We start from the raw sequence: 20,277 nt of genomic DNA, 5'->3' as shown, positions 1-20,277 counted from the left end.
TTGCACAGAACACTCCAGCACGCACATAACCCTGATGATGAAGCGAAGGAATACCCGTCACCGGGCGTTCGATCCGGATCCGGATGCGCCCCAGCGCTGCTGTGACATGCCTGATTGTGAAAAGCCGGCAGGCTATCGTGCCCCCCGCTCACGCGAGACCCTTAACCAGTATTACTGGTTCTGTCTCGAGCATGTGCGGGAGTATAACGCACGCTGGGATTACTACAAAGGGATGTCACCCGGCCAGATTGAAGCGCATCTGCGTGCCGATATCGCATGGGATCGGCCATCCTGGGCGTTTGGCCAGAGTGCGAAGCCCGGCAAGCAGACGTTTCATGAAGAAGACGTGCTGGACCCGCTTGATATCCTTGGCCAGAACCGGCGCTCCCGTGCGGAACGCGCGAAAAGTCGAGCCAACCCCGGCGCACCGGAAGCCCTGCGTGAACCTCTGGCAACACTCGGCCTGCCGTGGCCTGTCACGCTGGACGATGCAAAAGCGCGTTACCGCTCGCTGGCCCGCAAGCATCACCCGGATGCCAACAATGGTGACCGGCGCTCGGAAGAGCGGCTGAAAAGCATCAATGTTGCGTTCACGGCTCTCAGGGCACATCTTATGGCAGAAGGCCTCGAAAAAGCCGGGTAACCATGCCATGCTGCCTGCATTATAAAGAGGCAGCCCTGACACCAGAGTGTGTCTGACTGTCTTTTCGGAATGCCCACCTACCAGACGGATAAAGAATGACTGATTCTGCCAGCCTGACCACCACAGGCGATCTTCCCCCGATTTCAGCTCTTTCTGCGCCTGATCTTCAGGTTTCTGTGCGCGAGGTGTTTGGTATCGATTCTGACCTGACGGTTCCGGCCTTCTCCATCCGCACCGAGCATGTGCCGGAGATCGACCCGGCCTATCTGTTTGACCACGATACCACGCTGGCCATTCTGGCAGGCTTTGCGTTCAACCGCCGCGTGATGGTGCAGGGCTTCCACGGCACCGGGAAATCTTCCCACATCGAGCAGATTTCTGCCCGCCTGAACTGGCCGTGCGTGCGCATCAATCTGGATAGCCACGTCTCCCGTATCGACCTGATCGGCAAGGACGCCATTGTGGTGCGGGACGGCCAGCAGATTACGGAATTTCAGGAAGGCCTCCTGCCCTGGTGCCTCCAGCACCCCTGCGCGCTGGTATTTGACGAATATGACGCAGGCCGCCCGGATGTGATGTTCGTCATCCAGCGCGTGCTGGAAGTGGAAGGCCAGTTGACCCTGCTGGATCAGAACCGCGTGATCAAACCGCACCCGTGGTTCCGCCTGTTCGCCACGGCCAACACCATTGGTCTGGGAGACACCACGGGCCTGTATCACGGCACGCAGCAGATCAATCAGGGCCAGATGGACCGCTGGAACATCGTAACCTCCCTGAACTATCTGCCGCATGCGCAGGAAGTGGGCATTGTGCTCTCCCGCATGGGCATCAGCCCGGATGACAGAGAAGCGCGCCGCACCATTGAGAGCATGGTCGCGCTGGCGGAACTCACCCGTGCCGGCTTTATGGCGGGCGACCTGTCCACCGTGATGTCCCCGCGCTCCGTGATCGCCTGGGCGGAAAACGAGAAGATTTTCAAGGATACGGCGTTCGCCTTCCGCGTGACCTTCCTCAACAAGTGTGATGAGGCCGAACGTGGCATGGTGGCCGAATATTATCAGCGCTGCTTCAACAAAAGCCCCCTGTCCAAATAAGGGCGCCTGAAGCACAAACGGAGAGCGGCTTTATCAATGGCTGACAGCAGGAAGGGAGCGCACGCTCCACCGTCTGGCCATAACCGGCCAGCCAGCGAGTCCGAGCAGACCAACCGGGTTGACGCCTTCAAGCAGGCCACCGCAGCCACATTGCGGGCCATCGGCGGCCAGCGGGAGGCAGAGGTTTCATTCCACACAGGCAACATGCCTGTGGGGCCAATCAGCCTTGCTGGAAAAATCCGCCTTCCCCAGCCTTCCCGCCATATGGATGAGGAAGAAATTGAGCGTATCCGTGGGGTCGCGGATGCTCAGGCGCTCCGGCTGAAACACCATGACTTTGACCTGCACCGTGCCCGCCAGCCCGACGATACCGTGGCACGGGACGTGTATGACGCTCTGGAACAGGCCCGCATTGAGGCCGTTGGAGCACGGCATATGCGTGGCGTGGCCGCTAACCTGCGTCACAGACTGGAAAAGGACTGTCAGGCTGCCGGGCTGGACCGGATGACTGATCCTGATGACCTTTCTCCAGCCGTCGCGCTGGAACTGCTGGCACGGGAACGCCTGACGGGCGAACCAGCCCCGGACTCTGCTCTGTCTATCTTGCGCAAATGGCAGGCTGCCCTGTCCCCGCAGGCGCAAACGGCTCTGGAAAATCTGGCTCTCAGTCAGGATGATCAGGCAGCCTATGCCAAAGCGACCCGGAAACTTCTGGCAGCGTGCTCTCTGACGGAAGATGACTCTCCATCTGACGAGATGGAAGCCGATGATAACGGCTCCGATTCTGCCGCCGACGAAGACGAAAGCAACGCCCCGCCACCGGAAGCGCAGGAAGAAGATGTTCCGCCTGAACCGGACTCGTCTTCCGACCCGGTCCCGCAGCCGGAACTGATGGGTGGCGGCGGTGAATCCTCCCCGGAAGCCATGGAAGAAGACCGCGAGGGCAGCGGTGCAGATGGTACGGGTGAAGCCGCAGGCCCCAGTGCTCCCCCTGAGCACGAACCGGGAGAAACCGCTGGCGGTTACCACGCCTACACCACCGCCTTTGATGAAGAAATCAAAGCGGAAGAACTGTGTGACCCGGAAGAACTAAACCGCCTGCGGCATCAGCTGGATCTGCAGCTAGCAACCTTGCAGGGGGTCGTCTCCCGTCTGGCCAACAAGCTGCAACGCCGCCTGATGGCACAGCAGACGCGCGCGTGGGAGTTTGACCTTGAAGAAGGCATTCTGGATGCCGGGCGTCTTTCCCGCATTGTGGTCAATCCCATGCTTTCCCTTTCCTACAAGCGTGAGCAGGAAACGGAATTCCGCGATACGGTTGTCACGCTGCTGATTGATAATTCCGGCTCCATGCGCGGCCGTCCCATTTCCGTGGCGGCATCCTGCGGGGATATTCTGGCCCGCACGCTGGAACGCTGTGGCGTGAAAGTGGAAATCCTCGGCTTTACCACCCGTGCGTGGAAAGGTGGCCAAAGCCGCGAGCAATGGGTCAAAGACGGCAAACCGGCAGAACCCGGACGCCTGAACGATCTGCGGCACATCATCTACAAAGCTGCCGATATGCCCTGGCGGCGCGCTCGCCCCAATCTCGGCCTGATGCTGCGTGAAGGGCTTTTAAAAGAAAACATCGACGGCGAAGCCCTGCTCTGGGCATGGAAACGCCTGAAGGGCCGGCCGGAATCCCGCAAAATCCTGATGGTGATTTCAGATGGCGCGCCGGTGGATGACAGCACGCTCTCCGTCAACCCGGCCTCCTATCTGGAAGACCATCTCCGCGCCGTTATTCATCAGATTGAAGAGCGCAGCCCGGTCGAACTGACCGCCATCGGGATTGGTCATGACGTGGGCCGGTATTACCAGCGCGCTGTGACCATTACCGATGCGGAAGAACTGGGCGGCACCATGCTGCAAGCCCTCTCTGGTCTGTTTGATGAAAAACAGAACAGGCCAGGTCGACGCGGCAAAGCCAGACGGCGGTAAAACCCCGCTTTTGAGCTCTCCAATTTCAGTGCAGGTGCCAGTTTTTGCTCTGGCCCTGCACTGAAGGATAAGGCTGGCTTTTCGACCTGTCTTGCAGACATCACTCAGGCTGTCTGACGCTCCAGCTTATGCCCAAGCCGTTTTTCCGCCAGATCCAGCAGGGTCTCCAGCATAAGGTCTGCATCGGCTTCCACCGTGCGGTGGTTGACGATCGCAGCCCGAATGGCCCGCTTGCCATGTATGAGTGTCGTTGAGGGCGCTGCCACGCCACTTTCCTGCAGGTCTTTCACCAGTTCGCCGTTCAGGCTGTCTTCATCCGTGTCTGATGCAATAACCCGGAAGCAGACGATGTTAAGTGTCACGGGTGCCAGCAGTTCGAGGCAGGGCGTTGCCTGAACCCGTTTGGCCAGATGCTGTGCCACCGCACAGCACTGCGACACCACACCGCCCAGCCGTTCGGTTCCGAACGAGGCCAGCGTGAACCAGACCTTCAGAGCCCGGAAACCACGGGACAAATCCGGCCCAAGATCACAAAACCACGGCGCTCCCGCAGCCAGCCCACGATCTTCCCGCGACAGATAAGCCAGAGACTGCGCAAAGGCCGCAGCCTGACGCCCCGGCTCGCGCACCAGAACGCATCCGGCGTCGTAAGGGGTCTGCGCCCATTTATGGAAATCGAACGCAATGCTGTTGGCCCGCTCCATGCCAGCCAGCGCCGGAGCGTAATCTGGGGACAGACGGGCCATAGCACCGAATGCCCCATCCACATGGAACCAGAGGTTCTCGGCCTCGGCAAAGTCCGCCAGAGCTGTCAGCGGATCAATCGAGCCAGTATCAACCGTCCCTGCCGTGCCCACCACCACAAACGGTTCCAGCCCGGCAGCCCGGTCTGCCGCCACCATCTGCCGCAGGGCCGCCATATCCATTCGGAAGTCTGCATCGACCGGCACCCGGCGCAGCGCCTGCGTGCCAAGGCCTGCCATATCAAAGGCGCGGGCAATGCAACCGTGGGCCGTTTGAGCCGCGTAGCCAACCAGCTTGCGGCCTGCCAGCCCCGCATTCCGCATCTCAAGGCCACCATTCACAGCGCGGCTTGCCGTAATCATGGCGATAAAATTGGCCATGGAAGAGCCCGTGACCAGCACACCCGTCGCGGTTTCCGGAAAGCCCAGCATGGTCGCGGCCCAGCGAATGACCATGCGCTCCACTTCAATCGGCGCATGGTCCCGGCCACCAAGGTTGGCGTTCAGACCAGCAGCCAGAAGCTCGGCCAGCATTCCCTGTGCCGTGCCGCCGCCATGCACCCACCCCATAAAGCGCGGATGGCGGTTGCCAGTCGCGTAGGGCGTCACAGACTGAGAAAACTGGTCGTAAAGTGCTGTCAGAGAGGTTTCCTGCGTGGGCAGCGCTGCATCCCGAAAGCCTTGCCGGACGGTATCTGGCATGGGCTGCCAGACCGGGCCGGAAGCCACGTTCTGCACGTTGTCCAGCATTTCATCCAGCATGCGGTGCCCCAGCGCCCGTAATGCGTCCCAGTTTTCCGGATCAAGCCCCGCCACGTTTTACTCCTTTTGCGGCCCTCCTGCCGCCTGCAGGCCTTCCGCGTTTTCCTGCGTCATGCGGGCAAATTTTCTGGCCAGCACCGCACAGACGAACAACTGGATCTGGTGATAGATCATCAGCGGCAGGACGATAAGCCCGACAGACGCTGCGGGAAACAGCACGTTGGCCATTGGCACGCCAGACGCCAGCGTTTTTTTGGAACCACAGAACACAATGGCAATCTCATCACGCAGCGGCACGCCTGCCAGACGGCTGCCATAAGCCGTAATTACCAGCACGCAGACCAGCAGCAGGAAATCCACCAGTGCGATCAGAGCAAGCTGGCTCAGCGGCAGGCGGTGCCACAAGCCCTGCATCACGGCCTCACTGAAGGCCGTGTAGACCACAATCAGGATAGACCCGCGATCCGTGAGGGAAAGCAGCTTCTTGTTCCGGTGCGCCCACTTGCCGATCCATGGCTGGAGCAGCTGCCCGAGAAGAAACGGCAGGAGCAGCTGGAAAACGATATTCATCACATTGCCAGAGGCCCCGCCATGCTTGCTGAGCACCAGTCCCACCAGAAATGGCGTGATAAAAATCCCTGCAATATTGGACGCCGTGGCTGCACAGACAGCCGCTGGCACATTGCCGCCGCCAATGGAGGTGAACGCAATGGAAGACTGCACAGTGGACGGCAGGCAGCACAGGAACAGCACCCCGAGCCAGACATCATTCTGCAAGAGGCCCGGCATCAAAGCATGTGCGGCCAGCCCCAGCAGCGGGAACAGGACAAATGTGCAGGCCAGAATAATCAGGTGCAGCCGCCAGGCCATCACCCCATCAACGACTGCCTTGCGGGACAGGCGCGCGCCTTGCAGGAAAAACATCAGGGCAATGACAAGAATGGCAAGCCACTGAAAAACCGGCACGGCTGCACCATGGCACGGCAAGACCGTCGCCAGAAAAATGGTGCAGAGCAGGCCAATGAGGAAAGGGTCCAGTCTGAACATCTGCTGCGCTCTTTTTAATGTGACACGCGCTTTTGGATCGGACGCGTGAAATCTGTATTATTTTTAAGATCCGGATTGCACCCGGAACCCGCATACGCCACCTTTACGATCAAATGAAACACAACACCATTCCTTCCCCCGCTGGTCTCATGCTTATGAGCCTTGGTCTTTGCGCCGCCGTTGTTCCGTTACGGGCAACACACGCCGCAGCTCCTCCCGCCGCCTGCGCCGTGATTACCCACGGCTCTGCACAGGACAGCGCGCATGGCGTGACGTATGAGAACGTGGTCGTGCGTACACCTGATGGCAGCAGCGGGCTGACCGCCGGGAAGATGACCTTCACCGGCAGCTCGGCCGATGCCGCACATGATCAGGCTGACGCGGCCTCTCTGCTGCTGATGTCTGCCATCACCGGCCGCCATAACGCCGCGTGTTCAGACTGGCTGGCCCAGCAGGGACAAACTGCCGCAGCAACCCTGAAAGCCGGCGGTGGGTATGACATCACATGGAACAATGCGGTTCTGACGCACGGCTCTAACCGCGTGTCCAGCAGCACCGCACATTTCAAAGTGGAAGGCAGCACCTCCGCCCATACCAGTGCCGCAACACTTGCACTGTCCGGCCTGAGCTATCAGGGGATTAGTAATGAAGCCCTGCTCCCCTCCGCTGCTGATGCCGCGTTCTCGCTGCCGGCATCCGAACTGCCGGCTCTGATGGCAGCCATCGGAGGGAAATCCACCGCCGCCCCCGCAGTCCATGTCACCATTTCCAGCTTTAATGCGACGCGCGATACCGTGCAGCTGAAAGGCAATGGCACAGCCACCCTCACCGGAAACGTCGATGCCACAACGGCCTCCGGTCATCTGGAAGTCAGCAATCTGGAAGCTCTGATTGAAAAGGCCCGGACCGCCAAACAGATGAAGCTGGCCGCAGGCCTCGTGCTGGCCCGGCTGGTCAGCCACAGCCAGAACGATGTGAATGTGTGGAATACCGTCTGGCAAGGGGGTGTGCTGACGGTGAACGGCTTTCCTCTCCCGCTTCACTAATTTCTTAAAATATACACCGAAAAAAAAGCGGGCTGCCTGAGCAGTCCGCTTTTTTGTATGGCCTGTTGGGCGTGGTGTCCTGTCCGAAACCACCATCCCGGACGCAGCGCAAGTACCCCTCCGCCTGAAAGGATCAGGCGACTTCTGCCGGGACCTTCTTTGTCATCTTAACCAGATCCCGCAGCACACGACGCGCCAGATCAATACGCTGAGCATTGGTCAACTCCCGCACCACCGCCATTTTGTGGTCGGGACGCAGACGGACAGCGCCATCTTTCCAGCGGCCCATCCACTGCACCAACCCAGCGGGATTTTTGAAGCTGTTATTGCGGAACTGGAGCACCATGCCTTTTGGTCCGGCTTCCAGACGTTCCACCCCTGCGGCACGGCACAGTCTTTTCAGATCGACAATATCCAGAAGATTTTTTACCTCCGGCGGCAGCGTGCCAAAGCGGTCCACCAGTTCGGCTTCCATCGCTTCCAGCTCGGCATCTGACGCCAGACCACTGATGCGACGATACAAACCAAGGCGCACAGGCAGATCCGGCACATAGGCATCCGGGATCAGCACAGGCAGACCGACAATGATATTCGGCGTCCAGTCCCGATCTTCCGCACGGCGACGGCTGGTTTCATTACGGAGGTCGGCCACCGCATCTTCCAGCATCTGCTGATAGAGTTCGATCCCCACTTCCCGCACGTGGCCGGATTGCTGATCCCCCAGCAGATTGCCTGCCCCACGCAGGTCCAGATCGTGCGAGGCCAGCGTAAAGCCTGCCCCCAGCGTATCCAGCGTCTGCATGACTTCCAGCCGCTTTTCAGCGGAGGTGGAGAGGGCATGCGTTTGCGGCCAGGTCAGATAAGCATAACCACGCTGCTTACCGCGCCCCACACGCCCACGCAGCTGATAGAGCTGCCCGAGACCAAACATATCGGCCCGGTGAATAATCAGCGTATTCACAGCAGGCATATCCAGCCCGCTTTCCACGATGTTGGTGGAGAGCAGGATGTCATATTTCCCGTCCGAGAACTCGGTCATCACCCGTTCAAGTTCCGTTGGCGTCAGGCGGCCATGCGCCTGCACCACCTTGGCGTCCGGCACGATGGAGCTCAGCCGCTCCGCCAGACGGTCCAGATCCTCAATACGCGGGGCCACGCAGAAAATCTGACCGCCACGGAAGCGTTCACGCTGAATAGCCTCCCGAATCACGACGCTATCAAACGGCATGATAAAGGTGCGCACCGCCAGACGGTCGGTCGGCGGTGTTGCAATCAGGCTCATCTCGCGCACGCCGGAGAGCGAGAGTTGCAGGGTGCGCGGCAGAGGTGTGGCGGACAGTGTGAGCACATGCACGTCTTCGCGCAGCGCTTTCAGCTTTTCCTTATGCCCCACACCAAAATGCTGTTCCTCATCAATAATCAGCAGATCAAGCGAGGCAAACTGCACCGTCTTGGCGAGCAGAGCGTGCGTGCCGATCACGATATTAACGGAGCCATCCGCAAGACCTTTGCGCACGGCGGTTGCTTCCTTACCCGTCACCATGCGGGACAACTGAGCAACCTTAATGGGGAAGCCTTCAAAGCGCGCGGCAAAGGTCCGGTAGTGCTGGCGCGCCAGCAGCGTGGTCGGCACCACAACCGCCACCTGTCCGCCGGACATGGCAGCAACAAAGGCCGCACGCAGCGCAACCTCCGTCTTGCCAAAGCCCACATCGCCACACACAAGCCGATCCATCGGGCGGCCTGACCCCATATCATCCAGCACATCAGCGATGGCGCGGGACTGGTCATCTGTTTCCACAAACGGGAAGCGGGCACAGAACTCGTCCCACATCCCCTCCGCCGGAGCGAGAACCGGCGCTTCCTTCAGGGCACGCGCGGCAGCGGTACGAATCAACTCTCCGGCCATATCCCGGATGCGCTGCTTCATTTTGGCCTTACGGCCCTGCCAGGCAACGCCGCCCAGCTTGTCCAGCGGCACACCAGCCTGATCCGAGCCAAAACGGCTCAGCAGTTCGATATTTTCAACCGGAAGATAGAGCTTCTCGCCGCCATCATAGAGCAGACGCAGGCAGTCATGCGGGGCCACGCCAACGCTGACCGTCTCCAACCCGTCATACCGGCCAATCCCGTAATCCTGATGAACCACCAGATCGCCAGCGGAAATTTCCCCGGCTTCGGCAATCAGTTCATCTGCCCGGCGGCGACGGCGTGGCGGGCGACCAATCCGTTCGCCCAGCAAATCCTGCTCAGACACAAACGCCAGATCATCCGCAACAAAGCCGCGTTCCAGCCCCAGTGTCAGCAGACCAACAGAACCCGGCTTGGCTTTGCGGGCGGCAGCCCAGTCATCATAGCTCTGGGTGGCCACGCCATGTTCACGCAGCAACGTGCCAATGCGCTCACGCGAGCCTTTGGTCCACGCGGTGACATACGTCTTGCGCTTAACCTGCCCCCAGTCCCGTACCTGCTCGCCCAACAGTGTGAAAACCTGCTCGCGCTGGGCACCGGGCACAATCTTGGCAAACATCTTGCCGGGTCGTCCGCCAACATCCATCCCCGCAGCACCATCAGGCTTGGCGTAGGGGCTGAAGGCGACCACAGGCAGACGGCTGAGAATCGCCTCCCAGCCTTTCGAATCCAGATACAGCAGATGTGGCGGCAGGGCGCGGTAGGGCGTTTCCCCTTCCCGCGCTGGCTGACGGCGGGCCTGATAATGATCAGCGATCATTTCCAGACGGTTTCTCAGCACGTCCTCGACCTGATAATCGAGCGAGACGGAGACATTCGGCAGATAGTCGAACAGCGTTTCCAGCCGCTCATGGAACAGCGGCAGCCAGTGCTCAATGCCCGGATAACGACGACCATCGGAAATATGCTCATAGAGCGGGTCAGAGGCCGCAGCGGGGCCAAAAACATCACGCCAGCCCGTGCGGAAGCGGGAGATACTGGCCGCATCCAACGAAAATTCAGAGACAGGCCGCAGCGTCAGCGCATCCTGTTTGGAAGTAGACCGCTGGGAGCCGGGATCAAAGGCACGGATATTCTCAACTTCATCGCCGAACAGATCCAGCCGGACAGGTTCAGCCGCCCCTGCGGGGAACAGGTCAAAAATGCCACCGCGCGAGGCAAACTCACCGGCCTCCATCACCGTATCGGTGCGGGTGTAGCCATTGGCAATCAGCAGTTCGATCAGAAAAGCCTGATCGAGGCTCTCCCCCTGCTTGACCGTAAGAGACTGGCCTTCAAACGTGGAACGCGGTGAGACACGCTGTATGGCAGCGGAAACAGTTGTCAGCACCAGACGTGGTCGACCGTCTGACGGTTCCAGAAGGCGCGTCAGGGTTGCAACGCGTTCCGCTACAATCGCAGGGTTGGGAGAAACGCGGTCATACGGCAGGCAGTCCCATGCCGGGAAACGCAGGGTTTCCACATCCTCCGCCACATAGGCCAGCATGTCTGCCAGCCGGGCTGTGGAGGCATCATCCCGCGCAATATGCAGGACAGGCCCTTTATGTTCTCTGGCCCTTTTGGCCAGCAAAAGCGCATCATACCCTTCAGGCACGCCCCAGATGGGCGCAATACGGCCCTCAGCGCTCGTCTCTTCCGTCATCCGGCTATCCCAACTCCTTTTGCGCGACACGCATCAACCATCCGACGTAACATGGGGGTCTCCCGCTCTGGCGGCAATGGCAGACGGCCAAACAGCCAGTCCGTCAGGTCCGGGTCCGGGATTTCCAGAATGGCTTCCATGTCCGTCAGCTCCGCCGCGTTCATGGTATCGACGTTCTCTTCCACAAAGCCGCCAATCAGGGCGTCCGTCTCAAACGTACCGCGATGCGAGGCGCGAAAACGCAGGCGACGACGCCGAGAGGCCAGAGCCTCTTCAGAATCCTGTTCGGGCGGAAGAGTGGTCGTTGAATTGTGTTGCATGGCGCTGGTGTCCTATAGCCTTGGCGTTCTCTTCTGTCAGCCTGCCAAACAGAGGCCTCTGTCGCGCCAGTGTCCAGCCCCCCGCCTATCACATCCGCTTCGGCACCCGGTCCGTTTGACCGCGCCAGCCTGTCCGCCATACTGGCGCCGCTGGAGACACTGCCGGGTGTCAGCACGGCGCGGGCAAAGCTGCTAAGCCGTATTGCGGGTGGCTCACGGGTTCTGGACCTCCTGTTCTGCCTGCCGGAAAGCATGGTGGACCGCCGCCTGCGCCCCACTCTGGCGCAACTCAGGCCAGACACAATCGCAACCATTTCCGGCACCGTGCAGGATATCCGCGCCCCTGCACCACGCACCCGTCAGCCATGGCGGGTGACACTGGCAGATGGCACCGGCCAGCTCGAACTCGCTTTTTTCTCCAAATGGCAGGCCGAAAAGGTCGTGTTGGGCGAATCCATTGCAGCCTCTGGCAAGGTCGAACGGTTTGGTGAGCGCCTGTGCATGACCTCACCGGACTATCTGCTCCCCGCGCGCTCGGCAGATCGCATTCCCGGTCTGGACCCCGTCTGGCCGCTCACGGCAGGGCTGTTTGCCGGCAATGTCCGTTCGGCCATGAGAGCTGCCCTCACCCGCCTGCCCGCCACGCTGCCGGAATGGCATGAGGCCGCCCTCATCAAAAAGAAAGGCTGGCCAGATTTCATCACCGCGCTGACATGGATGCATTTCCCTGACCGCATTCCCGGCAGCGAGGCCGGAGACGCATGGCGAGCCCAGCAGACGCGCGCTCAGGCGCGACTGGCCTGTGATGAATTACTGGCTGACCAGCTTGCTACCCGCATTGCCCTGCACGCCTCCCGTGCCCGCCCGGGCCGCAGCCTGCAGGGCGATGGGCACTTACAACGGCAGGCACTGGCAGCCTTTGGCCATACGCCGACCCCCGGCCAGAAAAAGGCTCTGGCTGAAATTGAAGCCGACATGGCTGCCCCTTACCGCATGAGTCGCTTGCTGCAAGGGGATGTGGGGGCAGGCAAAACGCTGGTCGCCTTGCTCGCCATGCTGCGTGCCGTAGAAGCTGGCACCCAAGGGGCGCTGATGGCCCCCACGGAAATTCTTGCCCGCCAGCATGCCGCCACCTTTGCGCGCCTCTCTCCTGTGCCCGTTGCGTTCCTCTCCAGTTCCGTCAAAGGCAAAGCCCGCAAGAAAGCTTTGCAGGAGATAGAAGACGGCACAGCACGGCTGGTGATCGGCACGCACGCATTAGTGCAGGAGACCGTGAAGTTTGCAGACCTCGGGCTGGCGGTGATTGATGAGCAGCATCGGTTTGGGGTGGAGCAGCGCCTGACGCTGGTGGAAAAAGGCCGGGCTACAGACATGCTGGTCATGACGGCGACCCCCATCCCCCGCACCCTGCTGATTACCCGCTTTGGGGATATGCAGATCAGCCGTCTGGACGGGAAACCTGCTGGCCGAAAGCCCGTGCGGACCTCTCTGCACACCATCAGCGTGATGGATGAGGTCATTGAAGGGCTGGCCCGCGCTCTGACTAAAGGCGCACAGATCTTCTGGGTTTGCCCGCTCGTCTCGGAAAGTGAGGCGCTGGATATTGCCGCAGCGGAAGCCCGGCAGGCGGCGCTGCTGGAACGGTTTGGCGAGGTGGTCGGACTGGCGCATGGGCGGCAGGACGCCAATGTGCGTGAGGAAGCCCTTCAGGAATTCGCTCAGGGCAAAACCCGCATACTGGTTGCCACCACCGTCATTGAGGTGGGCGTGGACGTCCCAACAGCGACCATCATGGTGATAGAACATGCCGAGCGCTTCGGACTGGCCCAGCTCCATCAGCTCCGCGGACGTGTGGGCCGAGGCTCGGCGGCGTCCTATTGCCTGATGCTGCATGATGAAGGGCTGGGCCTGACTGCCCGCCGCCGGCTGACCTGCCTGCGCGAGACGGAAGATGGCTTCCTGATTGCAGATGAAGATTTCCGCCTGCGTGGTGGGGGCGACATGACGGGCCGCCGTCAGTCCGGCCTGCCGGAATACCGGATGGCCCCGGAAATTCTGGTGGATATGCTGCTGGAAACCGCCCATGCGGAGGCAGAAAAACTCCTGCCCGACACCGCGCCTCTGACCGCCGCACCGCCCCTTCCGCTGGCAGCGAAAATTCTGCTGCTTTTGTTTAACAAAACTGACGCAGCCCGCATTTTTGCCGGGGGCTAAACGGCTGGGATTACGGCTGACCGCCTCCCACAACGGCAGCAAAACGACCGGGCGTCATACCCACCTGCGTTTTGAAGACCTCAATGAAGCTGCTCACCGTCTCATAGCCAAGGTCAAACGCAACGGTCGTCACGGGTTGCCCCTCCGTGAGCCATTCAATGGCCTGCAGCACACGAGCGCGTGCTTGCCAGACCCGGAAGGAAAATCCGGTTTGCGCTTTATACCACCGGCTGAACGTCCGTTCTGAAAGAGACACCTGCTCCGCATAGGCGCTCATGCTCTCGCGGGCTGAAGGATTTTTCAAAATAGCTTCCGCCACAGCCAGCAAGCGGGGATCAGACGGCATGGGCAGACAAAATTCTTCACGTGGGCTGTTGGCAATCTCATCAAGAATGACCTGCGCAACATGCGTCTGCAGCGCTGTCAAATGCTCTGCCACCGGCCAGAGAGCAGCCCGCAGAACAGCTTCCCGCAGTAATGGGGAAGTTGAGAGGAGTTGCGGTCTGTCCGGTAAAGCCCGACATGCGGACTGGGCAATATAGACGCTCCACCCGTGAAATGGCCCATAGGACCGAAACTCATGGGCCAGATATGGGGGCACCCACACAGCACTGGCCGGCGGCACAGCCCAGCGTCCTGCTGACGTGCTGAGCATTGAAAGGCCGGTCATCGTGCCAATCAGCTGACCCCGGGCATGCTGGTGCGCCGCCGTCTCCCGCGCACGCCGCCCCTGCGCAGACTGCGCGATAAGAAGAGGCTGATCCCTGCTCAGGACATCTAAAGGGAGAAATGCATCGGAAATGGCGGCTAACCCGTATTGATTGGCGTAATCCCATTAACAGGCCACAGCCTGCATAAGGCAAGACAGGATCTCCCTCACACCAGCAGGAGACCCAAATGGCCGCCCCCGCTTCCGAACAGATCATCCGCCAGATGTTTGCCACCTTTACGGATTTCACCACCAGTGTGGATCAGCTGAAAGCTTTCCTGACACCTGACTACCAGCAGATTGTGGATGGTCGCACACTGACGCTGGAGGATTTTCTCACACACGCCCAGGCCTTACGGGCGGCCCTTCAGTCACTTGAGATTACGATTGAACGGATCATCTGTCAGGAAGATATGGCGGCGACTGTGCATGTCGCCCGTGCGATACGTCCTTCTGGCCATATCAGCACAATCAGGGTGATTGCGTTCTTTCAACTCAGGGAAGGACGCATCGCGCTGGTCGATGAACTCACGCATGTCCTTGAAGGGAACAGTGAGGACAAAACTCTCGGCTCCCTCCAGTGAACACGACTTTGCTCCGGCACCAACCGGAGCAAAATGCGCGAAGCTTTATTTCACTGAAAGCTCAACATCGTGCAGACAGGCTTTGTCATGCTCTCCCGGATGGCCCTCATGGAAAGGCTCATCCGTCAGCATCACGTTGCTCAGGTCCGCAAGCCGCAGGCAGGCCCACTTGCCTGTGGGCTTGACCTCTTTCTCGTGGGAATCTTCACCGCGATAGATCAGAACGCGTTCTTCTCCATCCCCTTTCCCCAGAGCGTGAGGCGAGCCAAATGCGGGTTTGCCCTGAAAAGAAAAGCTCACTGCTTTTTTCTGTTTAATGGCGTCGCTAAGCTGCTTTTTAACCGTCATGTGCGGTAATTCCTTTGTATGTAAAAATATTGCGCCTGCTGGCAGGCGGTGCTCATCAGATCAGACGGCCCTCAGGCAGAGAGTGTCTTCTTTCCCAGAGCAATAATTTCATTCTCTTCCAGCCCTTCCGGATTATGGCGGGCCTTCTTGGCGACTTCCTTTTCAAACTCGGAAGCGTGTTCTCCACCCTTCAGCACATGGTCTGCGAGCTGAATGATTTCCGCTTTTGTAAGGAGTTTGGGAGAATGTGTCGCTTTACGAGCCAGATCATGCAGAGAGCTGGAAGTATGCGGTGCTTTATCGTGAGACATGATGATTTCCTTAATTCGTCTACTTCTACAAAAGATAGGAACGAATAAGGAAATCTCAATGTTATAACAGATATTTACTTACAAGATATATGATAAAAACTTAGCGTTTTCTTAAGGCGCAGCCTCCCCGGCCTCCGCCAGCCACGCCTTCACCTGCCCTTCCGGGTCCGCATGCTGCGTGAAATCGGACACAGCGGCGACACTGTCTGCGCCGGCATCCAGACACGGGCGCAGGCGCTCCAGCGTAATACCTCCAATGGCGACCAGAGGCAGATCGCCAATCAGGTTTTTCCACTCCGTCAGACGTTCCGTGCCCTGCGGGCCGAACGGCATTTTCTTCAGGCGGGTCGGCCAGATAGGGCCAAGAGCCACATAGTCCGGCTTACAGGCCAGCGCTCTGGTCAGTTCTTCATGGCTATGCGTGCTGATCCCCAGACGGATACCAGCCTTGCGAATAGCCTCAAGGTCCGCTGTATCCAGATCTTCCTGACCAAGATGAAGGTAATCAATCCCCTCGGCCACAGCGATCTGCCAGTAATCATTCAGCACCAGACAGACACCATGCTTCTTTGCAAACGCGTGGGCAGCCCGAATTTCCGCCAGCAGTTCGTCTTCCGGGAGGTCCTTGATGCGCAACTGGATAAAGCGCGCGCCCGCACTCCCAAGCCGGTCCACCCAGAGCGCGGTATCAACAACAGGATAAATTTTCTGCGGGAGGGATGTCATGCCAGCATGGCCTTTCCGACGACGGGGGTTGAAGGAACAGCCATATCGCGCTCTTCCATAGGGTCAGCCTGACGGGCCAGCATGCCGGCCTGCACGGCAAACCGGAACGCTTCAGCCATCACAGCTGGCTCTCCGGCTTTGGCTACCGCGGTGTTGATCAGCACCGCATCATACCCCAGCTCAAGCGCCTGTGCGGCATGAGAGGGCACACCGATGCCCGCATCCACCACTAGCGGCACATCCGGAAAATGTGCCCGCAAGGCGCGCAGACCGAAGACATTGTTCAACCCTTTACCGGAGCCGATGGGCGCGCCCCAGGGCATCAGCACTTCACATCCCACAGCCAGCAGGCGCTCGGCCACCACCAGATCCTCTGTGGTATATGGGAAAACCTTGAAGCCATCGTCCGTCAGAATGCGCGCGGCTTCGACCAGCCCGAACACGTCCGGCTGGAGCGTATCCAGTTCCCCGATCACTTCCAGCTTGACCCAGTCCGTGCCGAACACTTCGCGCGCCATATGCGCGGTGGTGACGGCCTCCTTGACGGTGTGGCACCCGGCCGTGTTCGGCAGAACGGGCACACCGAGTTCCTGAATAAGATCCCAAAACGCCTGCCCGGCCCGTTCTCCGGCAGATTCACGCCGCAGAGAAACCGTCACAACACCCGGCTGAGCCGCCTTGACCGCATCACGCAGAATATCAGGGGATGGATACTGGGCTGTACCCAGCATGAGCGGCGAAGACAGAACTGTGCCGTAAAAAGATTTTGTCATGAGGTCTCAGCCTCCCTGCATGGGAGCAACAATTTCAATCCGCGCACCATCCCGCAAGACGGTCCGGGCACGGTAAGGCACCGGCACAAAGCTGCCATCCATGGCTGTAGCAATCCGCGCACCGCCGTAGCCGAGCTCATCAATCAGGGCTGCCAGCGTCCTGGCTGACACCTCATGAACCTCGTCATTGACCACGATCTGCATGTGGGCGTTCTCCCCTTAAACCTCTGCTGTCGGACTTAAGCACGATTTCCCTTCGGGGCAATCGCGTTCAGGCGGTCTTGTCCGGCGCTCCAAAAATCATGTTCGCCGCTTCCTGCGCCCGCGCGGGAGAAAGCAGGAAACCGTGGCGATACATGCCATTCACATAAATATGCTGCCCATCCTGCACGACGGTGGGCATGTTGTCCGGGTAGGACGGTCGGAGCCCGGTGCCCATTTCCAGAATTTCCGCTTCGGCAAAACCCGGATGCAGCGTCCACACGGCATTCAGCAGCTCGGTCATGGAACGCACCGTCATCCCGCCTGCGTTTTCGCTTTCAATCATGGTGGCCCCGACCATGAAGACATGGTCAGCCCGCGGCACGATGTAAATGGGAATACGAGGATGCAGCATGCGCACCGGGCGATGCAGTGCAACATCCGGGCAGCGGAGCAGAATCATCTCACCCCGCACGCCACGCAGCGTTGTGAGCCTGGTGCGGGCATTCAGGCCGGTGCAGTCCACCACCCAGTCAAACTCGGCCTCATCCGGCGCCTGAGCACCTTCCAGAAGAACGGTGCCACCTTTGGCTTCCAGACTTTGCCGCAGGGCAACCAGAGCCTTGCGAGGGTCCACATGCCCTTCATCGGCAAAAAAGAGGGCTTTATGGAAACGGCCCGCCAGATCTGGCTCCAGCAGAGCAATGTCTTCCGTGCCAAGTGTATGAAAATGTGAAGTACGCCGCCCGAACCGGGCGATCTCCCCCACATCCCGCGGTGGGGCCAGAACCAGACTGCCTGCCCGCACCACGTCAGGCACATGAGTTGCCCACCACTCCACCGAATCAACAGACTGCGCCGTCACCTCTGCGGGAGCCGATTCCGCCTCACACCACGGGGCCAGCATGCCACCGGCCATCCATGACGCCCCGGCGCCAACCCGCCCTCCGGCATCATAAAGTGTAACCTGCCCGCCGCGCTCGGCCAGCGTGACAGAGGCCGTCATACCGGCAACACCGGCTCCTTTGACCAGAATGCGCGGAGTGCTGTGCATGGTCTTCAAATCCTTCCACGTCCACCCGGCCACTCCCGCCGGATTTTCATGTTATAACAACAGAGTAGCCGGAAGCGCTAGAAGAGGCGCGCGACAAGCACCACCAGCAGACAGCATTCCGTAACAGCCGTCACAATCCACCGCAGGCCCATATAGCCACTCGGCAAAGCGCCCCTGCGCCACCCCTGCCGCTCCAGTAAGGCGAGGACCGGAACCGCGACGGCCAGAATCGCAACACCTGCCACGGGCATCCACGCAAACGCCGTATAGGCCGCTACCCAGCCGACAAAAGCGGGCACCACGCCCAGCACAAGCCGGATGATATCCGTCCGGTCTGCCCCGCTGGTCACAATCGCGGGTGCAGGTTCAAGCGCCAGCCCCCAGTGCACCGCCCCGAAAAAGGCGAGAGACACCGCGCAGTAAGACACAAACGCCATCATCAGATTGGGGATGGGCACACCGGAGGCAAAAAACACAATCCCACACGCACAGAGAATCAGGGGCAGAAGCCCCGCGATTGCCAGCACCACAGCGACAAATGGAAGTCTCTTCATGAGCTTTTGGTGTGCCTCCTCTGCACGCTTTCAGGCCTTGAACTGGTTGACAGAAAAGCCCAACAGGCTGCCACTAGCAACTGCAAGGAAACGCGCGCCGCCGTGTTTCGTTGAAGCAAAAAGAAAAACAACGCATCTCGGCCAGCCCAAATCGCCTGAGCCTGAAACGGGAATGAAAAATTATGAGTGCCATTGTCGATATCATCGCGCGTGAAATTCTGGACAGCCGCGGAAACCCGACAGTTGAAGTGGATGTTGAACTGGCCTCAGGCGCTAAAGGGCGGGCTGCCGTGCCGTCTGGTGCTTCTACCGGCGCTCATGAAGCCGTTGAACTGCGCGACAAGGACCCCAAGCGCTTTGGTGGCAAGGGTGTTCTGCAGGCCATCGAAAATATTGAAAATGAAATCCTGCCGACACTACAGGGTGCCGAATCGTCCGACCAGATTGATATCGACAATGCGATGATTGATCTGGACGGTACCCCCAACAAGAGCCGCATGGGTGCTAACGCGATTCTGGGCGTGTCTCTGGCCATCGCCAAAGCCACGGCTGCCGAGCTGCATGTGCCGCTGTATCGCTACATTGGGGGTGTGTTTGCCCACACTCTGCCTGTGCCGATGATGAATATCGTCAATGGCGGCGAGCATGCCGACAACCCGATTGATATTCAGGAATTCATGATCCAGCCGGTAGGTGCGCCGACGGAATCCGATGCCATTCGCTGGGGTGCGGAAATTTTTGCCCACCTCAAGAAAGACCTTCAGGCTGCTGGCCACAATACCAACGTGGGCGATGAAGGTGGCTTTGCTCCTGCCCTGAAATCGGCTGACGAAGCGCTGGGCTTTATTACCCGCGCCGTGGAATCCGCAGGCTACCGTCCCGGCGAAGACGTGACCTTTGCGCTGGATTGCGCCTCCACCGAGTTCTTCCGTGATGGCAAATACATCATGAAGGGTGAAGGCAAGACGTTTGATTCGGGCGAGATGGTCAGCTGGCTGGCAGACCTGACGAACCGTTACCCCATTGCCTCCATTGAAGATGGTCTGGCGGAAGATGACTGGGAAGGCTGGGCTCTGCTGACGGAAACGCTCGGTAAGAAAATTCAGCTGGTTGGCGATGATCTGTTCGTCACCAATCCCGAGCGCCTGCGTCGCGGCATTAAAGCCGGTGTGAGCAATTCCATTCTGGTAAAGGTCAACCAGATCGGCACCCTGACGGAAACGCTGGAAGCGATCGAAGTCGCGCACAAGGCAGGCTACACGGCGGTCATGAGCCATCGCTCCGGTGAGACAGAAGATTCCACCATTGCGGATCTGGCTGTTGCCACCAACTGCGGGCAGATCAAGACCGGCTCCCTGTCCCGGTCCGACAGAACTGCAAAATACAACCAGCTCATTCGCATTGAGCAGGAACTGGCTACAGCAGCACAGTATGCAGGCCGTTCCATCCTGAAGTCCTGAGCGACAGGCCTACCTCTTGGCCTATTAGAGCCGTGTTCTTCGGAGCACGGCTTTTTTTATGCCCTTCCCGTCCCGAGGTCTCTTCCTGTGCAGAT

Annotated in this window: 19 protein-coding genes; 7 read left to right on the top strand and 12 right to left on the bottom strand. The window is 59.7% G+C overall.

The window, feature by feature from the left end; all coding sequences use genetic code 11:
- Positions 1 to 34: 34 nt before the first annotated feature.
- The 3 genes from KP703_RS01940 to cobT all read left to right on the top strand — a co-directional run bounded on the left by KP703_RS01940 (position 35) and on the right by cobT (position 3,717).
- A complete protein-coding gene (locus KP703_RS01940; RefSeq protein ID WP_082782772.1) occupies positions 35 to 643 on the top strand; it encodes a DnaJ domain-containing protein in 609 nt (202 codons plus the stop codon).
- A 95-nt stretch (positions 644 to 738) separates the two neighbouring features.
- Positions 739 to 1,737, top strand: a complete 999-nt coding sequence (locus KP703_RS01935) for an AAA family ATPase (RefSeq protein WP_061507009.1) — start codon at positions 739 to 741, stop codon at positions 1,735 to 1,737.
- A 36-nt stretch (positions 1,738 to 1,773) separates the two neighbouring features.
- Entirely contained in the window at positions 1,774 to 3,717 is a 1,944-nt protein-coding gene (cobT, locus tag KP703_RS01930) for a cobaltochelatase subunit CobT (RefSeq protein ID WP_215753636.1), read from the top strand.
- 104 nt (positions 3,718 to 3,821) lie between these two features.
- Here cobT and KP703_RS01925 read toward each other — a convergent pair whose 3' ends face one another.
- Positions 3,822 to 5,276: a pyridoxal-dependent decarboxylase gene (locus KP703_RS01925; protein WP_215753635.1), complete on the bottom strand. Its 1,455-nt coding sequence runs from the start codon at positions 5,274 to 5,276 to the stop codon at positions 3,822 to 3,824.
- A gap of 3 nt (positions 5,277 to 5,279) precedes the next feature.
- Positions 5,280 to 6,269 (bottom strand): bile acid:sodium symporter family protein, encoded by a 990-nt coding sequence (locus KP703_RS01920; RefSeq protein WP_061503240.1) that lies wholly within the window; start codon positions 6,267 to 6,269, stop codon positions 5,280 to 5,282.
- Between the two features lie 155 nt (positions 6,270 to 6,424).
- Here KP703_RS01920 and KP703_RS01915 point away from each other — a divergent pair, with 155 nt between their 5' ends.
- Complete coding sequence (locus KP703_RS01915) at positions 6,425 to 7,315, top strand: hypothetical protein (RefSeq protein WP_062251164.1); 891 nt, start codon at positions 6,425 to 6,427, stop codon at positions 7,313 to 7,315.
- A gap of 133 nt (positions 7,316 to 7,448) precedes the next feature.
- On the opposite strand, the gene mfd is transcribed toward KP703_RS01915, so the two are convergent.
- Together mfd and KP703_RS01905 are read right to left on the bottom strand one after the other, a co-directional pair.
- Positions 7,449 to 10,928, bottom strand: coding sequence for a transcription-repair coupling factor (mfd, locus tag KP703_RS01910; RefSeq protein ID WP_215753634.1), 3,480 nt, complete (start codon positions 10,926 to 10,928; stop codon positions 7,449 to 7,451).
- A complete protein-coding gene (locus KP703_RS01905; protein WP_062251075.1) occupies positions 10,925 to 11,248 on the bottom strand; it encodes a succinate dehydrogenase assembly factor 2 in 324 nt (107 codons plus the stop codon). The genes mfd and KP703_RS01905 overlap by 4 nt, the downstream gene beginning before the upstream one ends.
- A 69-nt stretch (positions 11,249 to 11,317) precedes the next feature.
- On the opposite strand from KP703_RS01905, the gene recG reads away from it, so the two are divergent.
- Complete coding sequence (recG, locus tag KP703_RS01900; protein ID WP_215753633.1) at positions 11,318 to 13,462, top strand: ATP-dependent DNA helicase RecG; 2,145 nt, start codon at positions 11,318 to 11,320, stop codon at positions 13,460 to 13,462.
- Positions 13,463 to 13,472: 10 nt separating this feature from the next.
- Here the strand turns inward: recG and KP703_RS01895 are convergent, their stop codons facing one another.
- Complete coding sequence (locus KP703_RS01895; protein WP_215753632.1) at positions 13,473 to 14,132, bottom strand: helix-turn-helix domain-containing protein; 660 nt, start codon at positions 14,130 to 14,132, stop codon at positions 13,473 to 13,475.
- A gap of 227 nt (positions 14,133 to 14,359) precedes the next feature.
- Between KP703_RS01895 and KP703_RS01890 the strand changes: the two genes are divergently transcribed.
- Positions 14,360 to 14,755: a nuclear transport factor 2 family protein gene (locus KP703_RS01890; protein WP_215753631.1), complete on the top strand. Its 396-nt coding sequence runs from the start codon at positions 14,360 to 14,362 to the stop codon at positions 14,753 to 14,755.
- Between the two features lie 45 nt (positions 14,756 to 14,800).
- Here KP703_RS01890 and KP703_RS01885 read toward each other — a convergent pair whose 3' ends face one another.
- From KP703_RS01885 to KP703_RS01855, 7 genes are all read right to left on the bottom strand, one after another.
- Complete coding sequence (locus tag KP703_RS01885; protein ID WP_062140106.1) at positions 14,801 to 15,103, bottom strand: hypothetical protein; 303 nt, start codon at positions 15,101 to 15,103, stop codon at positions 14,801 to 14,803.
- A 71-nt stretch (positions 15,104 to 15,174) separates the two neighbouring features.
- Positions 15,175 to 15,414, bottom strand: coding sequence for a hypothetical protein (locus KP703_RS01880; protein ID WP_043552486.1), 240 nt, complete (start codon positions 15,412 to 15,414; stop codon positions 15,175 to 15,177).
- A 111-nt stretch (positions 15,415 to 15,525) separates the two neighbouring features.
- On the bottom strand, positions 15,526 to 16,140 hold the full coding sequence (locus KP703_RS01875) for a thiamine phosphate synthase (RefSeq protein ID WP_215753630.1): 615 nt from the start codon (positions 16,138 to 16,140) through the stop codon (positions 15,526 to 15,528).
- Complete coding sequence (locus tag KP703_RS01870) at positions 16,137 to 16,913, bottom strand: thiazole synthase (RefSeq protein WP_062272725.1); 777 nt, start codon at positions 16,911 to 16,913, stop codon at positions 16,137 to 16,139. Before KP703_RS01870 ends, KP703_RS01875 begins: the two co-directional genes overlap by 4 nt.
- Positions 16,914 to 16,919: 6 nt before the next feature.
- Positions 16,920 to 17,117: a sulfur carrier protein ThiS gene (gene thiS, locus KP703_RS01865; RefSeq protein WP_062140095.1), complete on the bottom strand. Its 198-nt coding sequence runs from the start codon at positions 17,115 to 17,117 to the stop codon at positions 16,920 to 16,922.
- 67 nt (positions 17,118 to 17,184) lie between these two features.
- The gene (locus KP703_RS01860) at positions 17,185 to 18,168 is read right to left on the bottom strand and encodes an FAD-dependent oxidoreductase (RefSeq protein WP_215753629.1); all 984 of its coding nucleotides are present in this window, start codon (positions 18,166 to 18,168) and stop codon (positions 17,185 to 17,187) included.
- Between the two features lie 77 nt (positions 18,169 to 18,245).
- Positions 18,246 to 18,722 carry a DUF3429 domain-containing protein gene (locus KP703_RS01855; RefSeq protein ID WP_215753628.1) on the bottom strand — a complete coding sequence of 159 codons (477 nt, stop codon included), beginning with the start codon at positions 18,720 to 18,722 and terminating at the stop codon, positions 18,246 to 18,248.
- A gap of 182 nt (positions 18,723 to 18,904) precedes the next feature.
- On the opposite strand from KP703_RS01855, the gene eno reads away from it, so the two are divergent.
- Positions 18,905 to 20,182 carry a phosphopyruvate hydratase gene (eno, locus tag KP703_RS01850; RefSeq protein ID WP_215753627.1) on the top strand — a complete coding sequence of 426 codons (1,278 nt, stop codon included), beginning with the start codon at positions 18,905 to 18,907 and terminating at the stop codon, positions 20,180 to 20,182.
- The last annotated feature ends 95 nt before the right edge of the window (positions 20,183 to 20,277 follow it).

This window comes from Acetobacter sp. P5B1, assembly GCF_018811985.1.
Taxonomy (GTDB): domain Bacteria; phylum Pseudomonadota; class Alphaproteobacteria; order Acetobacterales; family Acetobacteraceae; genus Acetobacter; species Acetobacter cerevisiae.
The sequence above is the reverse complement of the archived record's forward strand: the minus strand, read 5'-3'. Positions and strand labels throughout refer to the sequence as shown.